At 43.3% G+C, this 14,889-nt stretch carries 9 protein-coding genes; 8 read left to right on the top strand and 1 reads right to left on the bottom strand.

The window, feature by feature from the left end:
- The first annotated feature begins 165 nt into the window (after positions 1 to 165).
- The 7 genes from BLS59_RS06190 to BLS59_RS06220 all read left to right on the top strand — a co-directional run bounded on the left by BLS59_RS06190 (position 166) and on the right by BLS59_RS06220 (position 10,919).
- Positions 166 to 807, top strand: a complete 642-nt coding sequence (locus BLS59_RS06190; RefSeq protein ID WP_091146264.1) for a carbohydrate-binding family 9-like protein — start codon at positions 166 to 168, stop codon at positions 805 to 807.
- A gap of 29 nt (positions 808 to 836) precedes the next feature.
- Positions 837 to 2,126 carry a sugar MFS transporter gene (locus BLS59_RS06195; protein ID WP_091146267.1) on the top strand — a complete coding sequence of 430 codons (1,290 nt, stop codon included), beginning with the start codon at positions 837 to 839 and terminating at the stop codon, positions 2,124 to 2,126.
- Between the two features lie 205 nt (positions 2,127 to 2,331).
- On the top strand, positions 2,332 to 3,435 hold the full coding sequence (locus tag BLS59_RS06200; protein ID WP_091146269.1) for a substrate-binding domain-containing protein: 1,104 nt from the start codon (positions 2,332 to 2,334) through the stop codon (positions 3,433 to 3,435).
- Between the two features lie 270 nt (positions 3,436 to 3,705).
- Positions 3,706 to 5,736 (top strand): NPCBM/NEW2 domain-containing protein, encoded by a 2,031-nt coding sequence (locus BLS59_RS06205; RefSeq protein ID WP_091146272.1) that lies wholly within the window; start codon positions 3,706 to 3,708, stop codon positions 5,734 to 5,736.
- Between the two features lie 283 nt (positions 5,737 to 6,019).
- Positions 6,020 to 7,174 carry a phosphotransferase enzyme family protein gene (locus BLS59_RS06210; protein WP_091146274.1) on the top strand — a complete coding sequence of 385 codons (1,155 nt, stop codon included), beginning with the start codon at positions 6,020 to 6,022 and terminating at the stop codon, positions 7,172 to 7,174.
- 42 nt (positions 7,175 to 7,216) lie between these two features.
- On the top strand, positions 7,217 to 9,136 hold the full coding sequence (nagB, locus tag BLS59_RS06215; RefSeq protein ID WP_091146277.1) for a glucosamine-6-phosphate deaminase: 1,920 nt from the start codon (positions 7,217 to 7,219) through the stop codon (positions 9,134 to 9,136).
- Between the two features lie 16 nt (positions 9,137 to 9,152).
- On the top strand, positions 9,153 to 10,919 hold the full coding sequence (locus BLS59_RS06220; protein WP_091146280.1) for a DUF4091 domain-containing protein: 1,767 nt from the start codon (positions 9,153 to 9,155) through the stop codon (positions 10,917 to 10,919).
- Between the two features lie 121 nt (positions 10,920 to 11,040).
- Here the strand turns inward: BLS59_RS06220 and BLS59_RS06225 are convergent, their stop codons facing one another.
- Positions 11,041 to 13,179 (bottom strand): alpha-N-acetylglucosaminidase, encoded by a 2,139-nt coding sequence (locus tag BLS59_RS06225; protein WP_162842565.1) that lies wholly within the window; start codon positions 13,177 to 13,179, stop codon positions 11,041 to 11,043.
- Between the two features lie 210 nt (positions 13,180 to 13,389).
- Between BLS59_RS06225 and BLS59_RS06230 the strand changes: the two genes are divergently transcribed.
- The gene (locus BLS59_RS06230; protein ID WP_091146284.1) at positions 13,390 to 14,880 is read left to right on the top strand and encodes a glycoside hydrolase family 76 protein; all 1,491 of its coding nucleotides are present in this window, start codon (positions 13,390 to 13,392) and stop codon (positions 14,878 to 14,880) included.
- Positions 14,881 to 14,889 lie beyond the last annotated feature (9 nt).

Here is a 14,889-nt window from a genome sequence, read left to right on the forward strand (position 1 = left end):
TTTAATACCCTGTAATGCTGGGTATTTTGGGTTTTACAGCAAATTGTATCTCGTAATCTTTATTTTAATAAAATGTTGCCTGTTTGGGTATTAATTTTAACTTTGTGTGCGCACACGCATTTTATTGTTGTAAAATTATACCTGCTTTTTAATTGATTGTTTAATATGTCAAAAAAACTTGAGGCGCAATATATTCCTGCCGCCTTTAAAAAGGAGGGACTAAGTGAATTATCGTCGGCCCTCGACCTGCAGCCAAACCACAAGCTTGATAATTTATTATGGAGTAGTAACGGCTATTTTCCCGAGGCAGATTTTAGCATAGCTTATACCGATGAAAGCATCCTGCTAAAATATTTTGTAAAAGAGAAACACATCAGGGCGGTTTACACCCAGGTAAACGACTTGGTTTATCAGGATAGTTGTGTTGAGCTTTTTATTACCTTCAACAATATAGGATATTACAATATTGAATTTAACTGCGCGGGTACCCCTTACGCCGCGTATGGACCGGACAAGCAGAACCGGGTTTTGCTGCCCGTAAATGTGGTGCAGGAAATTGGAATATTAAGCGCTATACAGCAGCCCAATAACGACGGACTTATAGCCTGGGAGCTCACTTTACAAATTCCCCTCAGTGTTTTTATACATGATGATATAACCCGGCTAAAGGGAACCGAATGCCGGGCGAATTTTTATAAATGTGGCGATGAACTGCCCCAACCTCATTATTTAAGTTGGAACAATATTTTAAGCAATCAACCCAATTTTCATGTACCCGAATTTTTCGGCAGCCTGGCCTTTAACTAAATCCCAATAATTTAACATTTTTATAAACTATGGCAATTGCAACACTTAAACCTACTACTCCGGTTAAAAAAACTATCATCAGCCCGATAGCCATTATCGGTATGCTGTTTTTCATTTTTGGTTTTGTTACATGGATGAATTCCGTGCTCATTCCCTATTTAAAAATAGCCTGCGAACTTAATAACGTAGAGTCATACCTTGTTGCCTCTTGCTTTTATATTTCTTTTTTGGTGATGGGCATCCCATCAGCTGCAGTACTTGAAAAATTTGGTTTCAAAAATGGTATGGCGGTTGGTTTACTGGTTGTGGCAGTAGGGGCGCTGATATTTATTCCGGCGGCGCTAACACGTACCTACGGCTTGTTTTTAACCGGTTTATTTATCCAGGGAACAGGCATTACCATATTGCAAACGGCCTCAAATCCATACATCACCATTTTAGGTCCGCCTGAAGGTGCCGCCCGTCGTATCAGCATTATGGGCATTTGTAACAAGTGTGCTGGTGCAATTGCACCTATTGCGCTTGGTGTTGTTGCGTTGAAAAATATTGATGCTATTAAAATAAAAATAAACTCCCTCACCGGGGCCGCAAAAGCCGCCGAATTGGATGCGCTTGCTACAAGGGTGATATTGCCTTACATAATTATAGTTGTGGTGCTGGTTATACTGGCCGTATTGATATACTTTTCGTCGCTACCCGAAATTGATACCGAGCATGAGGATGAAACAGTGGCCTTAGCTAATACCAACAAAACAAGCATTGTACAATTCCCGCACCTGATGCTTGGCGTTGTAGCCCTGTTCCTATATGTAGGTGCCGAAGTAATAGCCGGTGATACCATCATCAGTTACGGAGCTTCACAGCATATTGCGCTCTCGACTGCTAAATTCTTTACTACGTGTACACTTATATCTATGATAGCCGGTTATGTGGTGGGTGTAATTTGTATCCCAACTTATTTCACGCAGCAAAAGGCACTTGTTGCATCGGCAATATTGGGTGCAGTATTAACCGTACTGGCATTGTTAACAACCGGTTATACATCTGTATTTTGCATAGCATTATTAGGTTTGGCTAATTCATTAATGTGGCCGGCTTTATGGCCTTTGGCATTGGCTGGCCTGGGCAGGTTTACAAAAATCGGCTCATCATTGCTGATAATGGGTATAGCCGGTGGGGCAGTAATTCCTTTACTTTACGGTGGAATTATCGACAGACATTTTACAGCGCAATTTGCCTATGTTATATTGATCCCTATTTACCTGTTTATACTATACTATTCAACGTTAGGTTATAAAGTGGGTAAAAGCGCGGCATAACACAATAACCGCCGGATATCGAATACCGCGGCTTACTTTATGTATGCCGCGGTATTTTTGCTTTAATACTTATAGCTATATCATAATATCGGCATAGGAATTAAACTTTCGCCAATTTTATGCTAAAATTGTAGGCTGAACAAAAGCAGACCAAAGGCATAAGCCCAATTTTTTATATTTTAGCATAAATACTTCATTTAAATAAATGAAAATAGATCCATCTTCTAAAAATACCCCCATTCGTATTAAGGACATTGCTGTTAAGGCCCAGGTGTCGGCAGGCACTGTTGACAGGGTGATCCATAACCGGGGCAGGGTGGCCGAAGATGTTAAAGAGCGCGTACTAAAGATCATTAAGGAGCTTAACTACGAGCCTAATTTAATGGCCCGGGTGCTGGGTTCAAAAAAGCAATACTATTTTGCCGCCTTGTTTCCAGATCATAGTTATGATGTTTTCTGGCTTGCCCCCAAATTGGGTATTGAAAAGGCCGAGCAGGATCTGAAGCAATATAATGTAGTGGTTGAGCAGTTTGTTTTTAATCCGCATGATGTGGCTGATTATGAAAAAAAGGCTGCCGAGCTCACCGCCAAAAAGCCCGATGGGATCTTATTATCTCCCATTTACTATAAAGAAACCCTCCCGTTTTTTGAAAAGTGGAACAAAGAGAAAATTCCGTTCGTGCTGTTTAATACGCAAATAGCAGATTTTGATCCCCTAAGCTACATAGGGCAGGACTCGTACCAAAGCGGTTTACTGGCCGGCAAGCTTGTCCATTACGGGCAGCCCGAAGCTTGTTCTATTCTGATAGCCCATATAGACGAAAAAATAAGCAACGCGCAGCACCTGGTAAAAAAGGAGCAGGGGTTCAGGAATTATTTTGCACAAAAAGATTTGGGGCATAAGTATAATATCCTGCGGGTAGAACTGAAAAGATCAAGCCAATCCGACTTTATAAAAAGCCTTGACGAACTTATTGAAAGCACGCCGGATCTGAAGCATATCTTCGTAACCACGTCGCAGGCTTATGACATTGCCAAATATTTAGAGCAGCGGCGTATTACCCACATAAAACTCACCGGATATGATCTTATCCCGGCCAATTTGCATTACCTGGCTAACGGTGCTATCAGTTTCCTTATCAATCAAAACCCAAAAGGGCAGGGGTATTGGGGTATATATCAACTGGCCGATCACCTTGTTTTTAAAAAGGAAGTAGCCATTATTAAATACCTGCCCTTGGATGTAGTAACCCAGGAAAACCTCAACTATTTTTTAGATGAGAAAGAACAGGTGTTTGTTAGTATCTGATTTTAGTAGCGGGTGTGTACTTATCATAGCTTACAATAAATAGTTCTGCAACCGTGTACGTACACGCGGTAAAATTGTATATTTGGTTTCATGACTATCATACTTTAAAACTGTAATAGTTTTTATACATTGGTAGTATCCTTTTTCATCGGGTTTGCCAGTTAACCCGTTTTAATATTGCTCCGGATTGTGTGTTTGCTGATGTGTTAGGGCATGTTATGTTTTGTAATTAACCGGCGCATATAGTTTACACTAAATTTTAATCGTAATATGATTTGTACAACAAAGAGCTACCAAAGGTTTAAATCAGCAAAAGGCAATTTTGCTTTAATGCTTGGCTTGGTAGCCATGGCATCTGGGGGCTTATCGCTTCCAGCCTTCGCGCAGGATGCATCGGTATTAAAGGCAGAAAAAGCCGGGCCTGATATGCAATGGGTTGATTCAATGGACTTAAGCCAAATTGAGCAGGGTTGGGGCCAGGCCAAAGCAAGAAGATCAGTGGGCGATAACCCTATTACACTGGCGGGTGTTGTTTATCCGCATGGTGTGGGTTCTCATGCTGCCAGTACTATTACAATAGCCCTTAAGGGTGCAGCAACACACTTTGCGTCAATGGTTGGTATTGATGATGAAACCGGCAAAAAGGGTTCTGTTATTTTTATAGTTAAGGCTGATGGAAAGCAGCTTGCAAAAACGCCCGTTTTACACGTTGGCGATTCGCCGCAGCTTATTTCTGTTGATGTTACCGGGGCCAAACAATTAACCCTGGAGGTAGATGATGCCGGCGATGGAATTACCGAAGATCACGGCGACTGGGCAGGGGCTATACTTACCCTAAAAAAAGGTTCAACAGTAAAGCCAAGTATTTTTACGGTACCATCAGCGCCGCCGCGTATTGTTTTGCAGCAGGTATCAGTAGTACCGCAAATTCACGGGGCAAGGGTTGTTGGCGCTACTCCGGGCCATCCGTTTTTGTTTTTAATTGCGGCAACTGGTAAGGGGCCGTTATCATATAGCGCAAAAGGGTTGCCGGCCGGGCTTACATTAAATAAAGAAAATGGAGTAATCTCGGGATCACTTTCATCAGCGGGTAGTACTAATGTTTTGCTAACTGTAACAGGAAGCAAAGGTGTTGCAAAACGCCAGTTAACCATAGTTGGCGGCGAAAATAAACTGTCGCTTACTCCGCCAATGGGCTGGAATTCATGGAATGTTTGGGCCGGTAAAGTTGATAAGAAAAAAGTTGAGGACGCGGCCGATCAGATGATTGCATCGGGATTGGCTGCTCATGGCTACTCATACATTAATGTGGACGATACCTGGGAAGCCGGGCGCGATGACCAGGGTAACATCCTGTCGAACGAAAAATTTCCGGATATGCCGGGGTTATCCGCATACATTCATGATAAGGGTTTAAAATTCGGGATCTATTCATCGCCAGGCCCAAAAACCTGTGCCGATTTTACCGGAAGCTATCAGCATGATGATAAAGATGCTGCAACCTACGCCGCCTGGGGTGTAGATTACCTTAAATACGATTGGTGCAGCTACGGAGAAATAGTAAAAGACGACCACTCTATTGCCGCCGATATGAAACCATACCAGATCATGGGATCTGCATTGGGCAAGGTAAACCGCGATATTTTATATTCACTATGCCAGTATGGTATGGGCGATGTTTGGAAATGGGGTGCAGATCCCTCCATCAATGGTAACTGCTGGCGCACAACAGGCGATATTACGGATAACTGGGGCAGTTTAAAATCAATCTTTGAAAGCCAGCCGGGGCATGAAAAATATGCTGGTCCGGGCCATTGGAATGATCCCGACATGCTAATGGTGGGTATAGTAGGTTTTGGCAACACACACCCTACAGGTTTAAAACCTAATGAGCAAATTCTGCATGTATCAATGTGGAGCCTCCTGGCCGCGCCGCTGCTTATAGGCTGCGACATGACCAAACTTGATCCGTTTACGCTGGCCTTATTAGCTAACGACGAAATGATTGATATAGATCAGGATCCGCTTGGCAAAGGCGCAAGTCTGATCATAAAAAAGGATGGTAAACAAGTTTGGGTCCGCCCGTTATTTGATGGCACTAAAGCTGTTGGTTTGGTTAATACAGGCTCGGCCCCACAAACCGTAACTGTTAAATGGGCCGATCTGGGTATAAAAGGCGCACAGCCCGTTCGCGATATCTGGCTGCATAAAAATGTAGGCACACTAAAAGGAAGTTACAGCGTAGAGGTACCTGCCCACGGTTGTGTAATGCTAAAAATTGGAACTGCAAAAAAAGTTTAAACCTCAATGACTTTTAGGAGGTGTGTGTAGTTTAACACATCGAAAATAGCCTCCTATATAGTGAATATTTCTTGATATTACAGGTAAGGTGAGCCAATGCTAACCTTACCTGTAACAAGAATAAAATAGGAGTAAATAAAATATTTTTGAAAAGTGTGTGCGCACACGCAATAATTACTATCTTTGATTATTGAATACAATGCAGGGCTCATAACCCCGTTAATTATCACAATTACCGCTTAGCTATAAACCGCTATTGCTTATACCAACGTGCTGTTTTTATATGAACAACAAAACAAAAGCTTATAATTTCCCCTACATTATCTCGCGTTTTAAAGTTGGTGAGGGCATATTTGATATTGCGCCTTTTGGATCTGGCCATATCAATGATACCTTTTTATTAAAATCAACCGTTGGAGATGACTATCTGCTGCAAAAAATAAATCATTTTGTTTTTAAGGATATTGATGGGTTGATGAACAATATGGTTTATGTGACAAATCACCTGAAGCAAAAATCGGCCAACCCGCAAAGCGAGGTATTAACGCTTATTGAATGCAAAAACGGCAAATATTACTGCCAGGACGAATTAGGCAACTACTGGCGCATGACCACCTTTTTGCACAATACAAAAAGTTACGATCTTGTTACCACACCCAAACAGGCCCACCAGGGAGGGGTAGCTTTCGGCAGGTTCCAATACCTTTTGTGCGATTTTCAGCCTGGTATGCTGGTAGATACCATCCCCAATTTTTTAAATATCGAAAAAAGGCTTAACGATCTTAACGAAACGATACGTGCCGATAAGGCAGGACGCGTTGAATCTGTTTTGCCCGAGCTGGATTTCTTGCAAAGTCGTGCTGACAGCATGAATGAGATTTTACAATTGGGCAAAGCCGGCATTTTACCCCTGCGTATTACACATAATGATACCAAGTTTAACAATATTCTGTTAAATCAAAAAGACGAGATACAATGCGTTATCGATCTGGATACAGTGATGCCGGGCTACGTAGCCTATGATTTTGGCGATGCCATCCGCAGTATTATAAGTACTGCTACCGAGGATGAAAAAGATCTTGCTGCAATTCAGCTCAATATACCGTTGTTTGAGGCGTTTACAAAAGGATACCTGAGCCAAACGGTATCTTTTTTAACCGAGCCCGAAGTAAAATCGCTGATAAAAGGCGTGCTGCTTTTGCCTTACATGCAGGCCGTGCGTTTTCTTACTGATTATCTTAATGGCGATGTTTATTACAAAATACATTTTACCGGCCATAACCTGCAGCGCACCCTTGCACAAATGCAATTGCTTAAAATGCTGGAAACCAATAAGGAAAAACTGATCGGAATTATTGAATCGGAATACCTGTCGCTTAAAATGGCGCAGCAGGCAGGTTCAAGTCCGCCCGCTTTGTCTGATCTAAAAAAAAATTAAAATAGTTAACTCAATTCTCCATCAAATTATAATCATTACCCTATGCCACGCTTAAATCTTTTAGAAGAAACAAGATTTGAAAAACTTCCGGTTATTGTTTACCCCGATATGCTTTCGGCCTCAAAAAATGTAGCGAAGCGCATTGCGGATATTATAAAGCAAAAAGCTGCCGAAGGCAAGCAGGCTATATTAGGGCTTGCTACCGGTGCCACGCCTGTAACTGTTTACAACGAACTGGTGCGGCTGCACAAAGAAGAAGGCCTGAGCTTTAAAAATGTAGTGAGCTTTAACCTCGATGAATATTTTCCGATGGCGCCAACCGCTGCCCAAAGCTACAAGGTGTTTATGTATAAGCACCTGTTCAGCCATGTAGATATCGATCCGGAGAATGTACACATTCCCGATGGTGCTTTAAAGCAGGATGATGTGGCTGCGTTTTGCGTGGCTTATGAGCAAAAGATAACTGCCTATGGCGGCTTGGATTTGCAGGTCTTGGGCATAGGCCGTACAGGCCACATAGGGTTTAATGAGCCGGGTTCGGCTCCAAATTCGGGCACGCGTTTGGTATCATTAGATGAACTTACCCGCAGCGATGCCGCGCATGATTTTGGCGGTAAAGCAGGTGTGCCCGTAAAGGCCATTACTATGGGTATTGGTACTATTTTCAAAGCGCGCGAGATCATACTGATGGCATGGAGCGCCAAGAAAGCAGAAATTATCAAAAAAGCGGTTGAAGGTGAAGTATCTGCCGATATCCCTGCAACATACCTGCAGCATTCAGATCATGTGGAGTTTGTTTTGGATACGGGGGCAGCATCGGCCCTTACCCGTTTTGATACGCCGTGGCTGGTAAAGGATTGTGTATGGGACGAGCAGCTGATTAAAAAAGCGGTTATCTGGCTGGCAAAAACGCTCAACAAACCCATCCTTAAACTTACCGAAGACGATTATAACAATCATGGTATGGCGCAACTGGCTACCGAAAAAGGGCCGGTTTACAATATCAACATTCATATTTTTAATAAGCTGCAGCATACCATAACCGGCTGGCCGGGCGGTAAGCCTAATGCCGATGACAGCCAGCGCCCCGAGCGGGCATTGCCTGCCAAAAAACGGGCTATCGTATTTTCGCCGCACCCGGATGATGATGTGATATCAATGGGCGGTACCTTTATTCGCCTGGCCGATCAGGGGCATGATGTGCACGTTGCCTATCAAACATCAGGCAATACTGCCGTTTGGGACGATGATGCGCTCAGGTTTGTGGAATTTGCGATAGACCTGTCTAAATCGCAGGGTATTGATGCACAAAGCCTCGAAAATCTTTATAATAAAATGCGCGGCTTTATTGAAACCAAGCAGCCAAACCAAACAGACCTTGCCGGTCTGGAAAACATAAAAGGATTGATCCGCAAAGGCGAGGCCATTGCCGGAGCCCGATTTGTGGGCCTTGATGATGCGCATATCCATTTTCAAAACCTGCCGTTTTATGATAAACGTAAGGTGAGCAAAGAGGTATCATACGAAGATGATATTCAGCAAACCATGCAATTGCTGCAACAGGTACAGCCCCAACAGGTTTATGCTGCCGGTGATTTTGCCGATCCGCACGGAACGCATAAAACCTGTTTTGATATCCTGCACGAATCATTAAAACGACTGGCTAAAACCGAAGAATGGGTTAAAGATTGCTGGCTTTGGCTTTACCGTGGTGCATGGCACGAGTTTGAAACCTATGAAATTGAAATGTGCGTGCCGTTATCGCCAGAAGAAGTGGAGCGTAAACGTTTGGCCATATTTAAGCACCAATCGCAAAAAGACAGACCTGTTTTCCCGGGTGATGATGCCCGTGAATTTTGGGTTAGGGCCGAGGATCGCACCAGCGAAACCGCCCAGATCTATAATCAATTGGGGCTTGCTGAATACGAGGCAATGGAGGCTTTTGTACGGTTTAAGTTTTAATACAAATTGAACCTATATGAAAACGAAGTTTAGTAGTTTGTTTTGTTTATACCTGGTTGGGGCCGCTTTATTGGCGGCACCTGCCCGGGTAAAAGCCCAGTCTGTATCAAATGAAACTTATGCGGAGCTGCCGGATCCAAAACCTGTAGATCATTCTTCATGGACCGCTTTAAAGCCGGGTACCTATATAAGCTTTGCCGATAAAGGCATCCGCTATGCTAAAAATAGCGCGCCGCAGTTGGCCATTGTGAAAAACTGGGCAGCAAAAGCATGGAAAGGGGATAAGGTACAAACTGAGTTTTTAATGTGGACAACTGCACCCGTAAAAAAACTAAATTTCGAATATGCCCCCCTGCAAGATGGCAAAGGCCATACCATAACTGCAAACAATATCAAAGCAAATTTTGTACGATATGTGATCACCGATGAGCTTAGCGGCGGCAGTGGTTGCGGCATCCCCAAGGGGCTCGATTCATCTTTGGTGGCCGATGTTATCGACAATCAAACATCAATAGCAGTGAGTGCCAATACTGTACAACCGGTTTGGCTTAGTGTTGTTTTGCCTCGTGAAGCTATTGCAGGTAGCTATAACGGTACCATAAAAGTAAAAGACGGAAGTAACACTATAGGCGAATTAAAATACAAGGTATCGGTTTTAAACAGGGCGCTGCCCCAAGTAAAAGACTGGAAGTTTCGGCTTGATCTTTGGCAAAATCCTTATTCGGTTGCGCGGGTGTACGGGGTAAAACCGTGGTCGGCAAAGCATATGGAAATCATGAAACCCTATATGCAGATGCTGGCAAACGGCGGTCAGAAGACAATAACCGCTACCATTATTGCCGATCCCTGGAATGGCCAAACCTATGATATTTATGATTCTATGATAAAATGGACCAAAAAGAAAAATGGTTCATGGACATATGATTATACCAATTTTGATAAGTGGGTTTCTTACATGTCTGCTCTGGGTATCAACAAGCTTATCAATTGCTACAGCATGATCCCCTGGAATTTGAAGTTTTATTACGATGATGAATTAACCGGTAAAACAACTTTCATTACTGCCGAACCAGGCAGTGCCGAATACGCCGCGCACTGGAAACCCATGCTGGCCAATTTTGCCAAACATTTAAAGCAAAAAGGCTGGTTTGGTAAAACCACCATAGCCATGGACGAAAGGCCAATGGAAGCGATGCAAAAGGCGATAGCCGTAATAAAAAGTGCCGATAAGGATTTTAAAATATCGCTGGCTGGTAACTATCATCCCCAGATCCAAAAAGATATTTTTGACTACTGCATAGCTTCGGGCCAGGTTATAACCGACGAGGTATTGCAGGCCCGTAAAGCTGGCGGATTAAATACTACTTACTACACCTGCTGTACCGAAGCCTATCCAAATACGTTTACATTTTCGCCTCCGGCAGAATCGGCATGGTTGGGTTTGTACGCGGCTAATAAGGGTTTCGATGGTTATTTGCGCTGGGCTTATAATTGCTGGTCCAAAAATCCGCTGCAGGATACCAGGTTTGGGTCATGGTCGGCCGGGGATGCTTTTTTAGTGTACCCGCGATTGCGGAGTTCTGTAAGGTATGAGCTGCTCATAGCCGGCATCCGCGATTATGAAAAAATACAGGTGCTAAGAAATGAGTTTCAGCGAAAAAATCAGACAGATAAGCTCGACCAGTTAAACAAGCTGTTAAAAGATTTTGAAATAGACAGGCTAAAAACAGGCAATGCAAAGGAAATGGTAACCCATGCAGAGCAGGTATTGAACGCTTTTTAACTTACATTGTGAAATAAAATTAGCAAAGGAGCCTTACCAGTAGTGATTATATAGATTACCAATTAATACTAACACTACCGGCAGGCTCCTTTACTTGTGGTTCTTGATTTTGCAACTGCTGTTATATCGCCATAATTTCTTTCACAACTTCATTTAATGGTCTTGATTTTGTTTCGGGCTGCAGCTTTTGATTGTCTTTAACCCATTGCCTTTCCCAAGTAAAAAAGTCGGGTGCTTCGGTTGGTTTTTCTTCCAGGTTGTTTTTAAGATAGTTAAAGTAGAGTTGCCAGCGCGGTAAATAAAAAGAGTTCATGAAACCGGCCCATTCTTTATATGCGTACTCGTGCAAATTATCTTCGGCCCTTACATTTTCGCCCCAATAAGTAATAAGCATTAGTGCATTATTGAGGTTGTTTGCTTTTTCATCCGGTGTATTGCCCTGGGTTGTTGCCTGTTTAAGATAAGTGTTTAGTTTAAAGTAACTATCGGTATTTAAAAGATCGTCCGTTAGTTTTATCATCTTTAAAAATTGCGCGCTTGATTTGTTAAAGGCAGGAATATCTTTCTTGTTGTAAGCAGTTGTCAGTTCTTTAAAAACAATTGCGCCTTTGTTGGCAAGTACCTGCCTTGCCATATTAATAAGGTCTATTTTGTAGGTAGATGAATTGCCTAAGGCGGGCGCTGCATTTGCCAGTTCCTGTACAGCGTGTTCAAACTTAACGGAATCATAATTACGCACGAAAGTACCCCAGCTCGATGTCGAGTTTATTTTGAGGGCAGGCCTTGCGCAAAAAATAGATTCACCTGCGCCCTCCTGGTAACCCGGCAGGCTTTGGTAAATTGTAGCCAGGAAACCTTCCCATGCCTTGCTGATATGCGGGTTGCTTTTACCGTAACGGTAGGTAGTATAACCCTCGATCCATTTTTGAGTATTTACGTGCTCCTGCCGCCAGCCAAGCTCAAGCATCAGGTCATAGTCGGGCGGGTTATTGTTGATGCCTTCGGGCATAATGCCTACACCTTTAAGGTAGCCGCTTAACGGGCTTTTTCTCGCGCGGTCTGTTTCATCGGCAAAGCGTTGCAGCTTTCCGTAAACGCCGGGGCGCTCGCCAAAATTATTAACGGTACACCAAATAAAGGGCGTGCCTTCGTAGGCATCGCGTTTTTCCCAGTTGTTTGTAAATTCACCAAATAGCTCCTGCACCAGCACCTTTGATTTATCCAAACCGGCAAGCATCTGCTTTTTGGGATTATCCTGCCAGCCCTGTAACACCCAAATTGAGCCGGGGTAATAAAGCTGCATTTGCGCCTGGATAGCCGCACCTGCCTTGCTCAGGTCGATGCCATCTGTTTTACCACCCTCATGAAAAGGATCGCCGGCAAAATAGCGGATGTTGTTGCCGTAAAGTTTCTGCATTTCCTTGTAATATATACCGGCTATGTGGCTAAATTCAGGATCGGTTGGGTCAAGGATCTCGGGTCTTTTAAAGGCTCCCCAAGCCCCCTGATCTATAATATGTGCCTTGATCTTGTTTTTTAACGAACTGGGCACCATGCCATAAAACCCTTGTAGTACGGGCTCAATGCCAAGTGCATTCATCCTTGCCATCATTTTTTGCTGAATGAGCTTCCTGTTATCAATCTGGCTTTGCGGCATAGGGCCTCCCCAGCCTTCAATATTACCCATAAGCCACCAGGCTGTATAAGCAGGCCCTACTATAAAATCATTGATCTCCTTATCGTTATATCCGGCTTGTTTTAGGGTATTTTGCCAAACGGCTTCCATGCCTTCTACCGTGAGCATTACGTTTACACCGTTCAGCGCCATCCAATCCAGTTCGCGTTCCCAGTCCTTCCAACTGTAAAAACTCATGGTATAGTTGTAGGTGCAGTAGTTTAAAGCGTACCTCACCTGCGCCGGTGCCGTAATGCGCAGCGGCTGTTTTATAACCGGCAATGATGCCACCGGCGCCAGGTTATCGCCCATGTGCGACATAGACCGATGGCAATAATATTTTAAATACCAGTTTAAACCAACGGCGGCGCTGTTGGGGCCTGTTGCGCCTATTATTAACTTTCCATTTTGAGTGCTGAGTTCAAATACATCCTTACCAGTGTTTGCCATCGGCTTAAAAACAACATGGCCACTTAGCCAGGGTGCACGCCTTGCAACCAGGGCTTTTACCTCGTCAAACTGCCCGGCAAATAATTTACAATGGCATAAAATTAAAAGCAATATGTAGCTGATTCTTCTGGTCATGTGGGTTGTATTTGGTATATCTGAATTTAAAGTAAGCATAAAAAGCAGCATAAAAACCTGAAACTATTACGCAAACGTTTGCCTAAGCTTAATGCGCGTGATATGTAACATTTTAATAACAACTGTTTGAGTTATGCCGCCTTGCTTGTTTGGTGATAAAGTTTTTTAAAATTTAAACTTATATTCGAAATTTCAAATGTTAAACTATCCATGAAATCACAATTACGCTTAATAGTACTGTTATCATTGTTGTTAAATGCCGGCCTTAGCTATGCGCAAACGGCGGGCATAACCTCGGGCGCAATTTATACGCTCACTTCAAAAACAGGTAATAAATTATTAGATGTAAGCAACTCATCAACAGAAAACGGTGCCCGTGTTGATTGTTGGACGGATACACATTCAGCTGCACAGCAATGGACGGTTAATCATGTTGGGAAAGGTGTTTATACCTTAACAAACCTGGCCAGCGGCAAACTGCTGCACACCACTTCCGCACCTGCTGATTCGGTTAATATAGATCAAACTGATAACGCCAGTAACGACGACGTTAAATGGACGATCAAAAAAGCCGGCAACGGAGTTTATTACTTAAAACCCGCTGCCGATAATAAATTTTCGCTTAGTTTAAGCAATGGTGGTGCCAGCGTTAATTTAAGCAGCGCACCTGCCGGCGATGCCCAAAAATGGACTTTCCAAAAAGAGAAAGTACAGGATGCCGCCCTTACCATTGCCACCGCCAACAAGGTATTTGATGCCTGGTATAACCAATATAAAGTTGAAACAAGCAAAGGCTTTTGGGATAAGGCCGAAATGATGGAAATTTTGCTGGATGCCTACGAGGTTACCAAGGATGCTAAATACGCCACCCGGTTTAATACCATGTACACCAATTTTATGGAACACAACAAAACCGACTGGATGTACAATAATTACAATGATGACATTACCTGGGCGGCACTTTTTTGCGTACGCGGTTACCTGCTTACCGGTAACAAAACTTATCTGGAAAAAGGTAAGGAGCAGTTTGATAAAATGTATGCCCGCGCATTCACTAATAAATACGGCGGCGGTTTAACCTGGTTCGAAACCAAAACATCAAAAAATGCCTGTATCAATGGTCCTGCAATGGTAGCATGCTGTTACCTTGCAAAAGCTACAGGCGATAACACGTATTACGATAAAGCCATAGCGCTGTATTCATGGTCTAAAATATATTTGTTTGATGCCCATACCGGCAAGGTGAATGATAACATCGACCTTGATCATAAAACCGGATTGGTAAGAACAGGTACATGGAGCTCAACCTACAACCAGGGAACTTACCTGGGCGCGGCTGTTATGCTTTATAACTACACCAAGGAAGCCAGCTACCTTGCAGAAGCAAAAAAAATAGCCCAGTACACCCGCGATGAAATGTTTAAAGGCAAGGTGATTGATAACGAAGATGGTGGCGATGACCTGCCCGGCTTCAAAGGTATTTTTGCGCGCTATGCACGTACCTACACTTTGGAAGGCCACCAGACTGATCTTATAGACTGGATGACACTAAACGCCAACACCGCCTATAACAACCGTAACTCGCAAAACCTCATCCATACAAAATGGGCAACCCGCACGGGCGAAGAAAAACCAAAATCAAGTTTCGGCTGCTCTACCGCCGTATCGCTGTTATTCAACACAATACCTTTAAAAAACTAAGGAAGCTTA

The sequence above is a fragment of the Mucilaginibacter pineti genome (genome assembly GCF_900101875.1).
Classification (GTDB): domain Bacteria; phylum Bacteroidota; class Bacteroidia; order Sphingobacteriales; family Sphingobacteriaceae; genus Mucilaginibacter; species Mucilaginibacter pineti.

Excerpts from the sequence above, each read along its gene's own strand:
- BLS59_RS06190 (WP_091146264.1), top strand. The coding sequence starts at position 166 with ATGTCAAAAAAACTTGAGGCGCAATATATTCCTGCCGCCTTTAAAAAG.
- BLS59_RS06195 (WP_091146267.1), top strand. The coding sequence starts at position 837 with ATGGCAATTGCAACACTTAAACCTACTACTCCGGTTAAAAAAACTATC.
- BLS59_RS06200 (WP_091146269.1), top strand. The coding sequence starts at position 2,332 with ATGAAAATAGATCCATCTTCTAAAAATACCCCCATTCGTATTAAGGAC.
- BLS59_RS06205 (WP_091146272.1), top strand. The coding sequence starts at position 3,706 with ATGATTTGTACAACAAAGAGCTACCAAAGGTTTAAATCAGCAAAAGGC.
- BLS59_RS06210 (WP_091146274.1), top strand. The coding sequence starts at position 6,020 with ATGAACAACAAAACAAAAGCTTATAATTTCCCCTACATTATCTCGCGT.
- nagB (WP_091146277.1), top strand. The coding sequence starts at position 7,217 with ATGCCACGCTTAAATCTTTTAGAAGAAACAAGATTTGAAAAACTTCCG.
- BLS59_RS06220 (WP_091146280.1), top strand. The coding sequence starts at position 9,153 with ATGAAAACGAAGTTTAGTAGTTTGTTTTGTTTATACCTGGTTGGGGCC.
- BLS59_RS06225 (WP_162842565.1), bottom strand. The coding sequence starts at position 13,179 with ATGACCAGAAGAATCAGCTACATATTGCTTTTAATTTTATGCCATTGT.
- BLS59_RS06230 (WP_091146284.1), top strand. The coding sequence starts at position 13,390 with ATGAAATCACAATTACGCTTAATAGTACTGTTATCATTGTTGTTAAAT.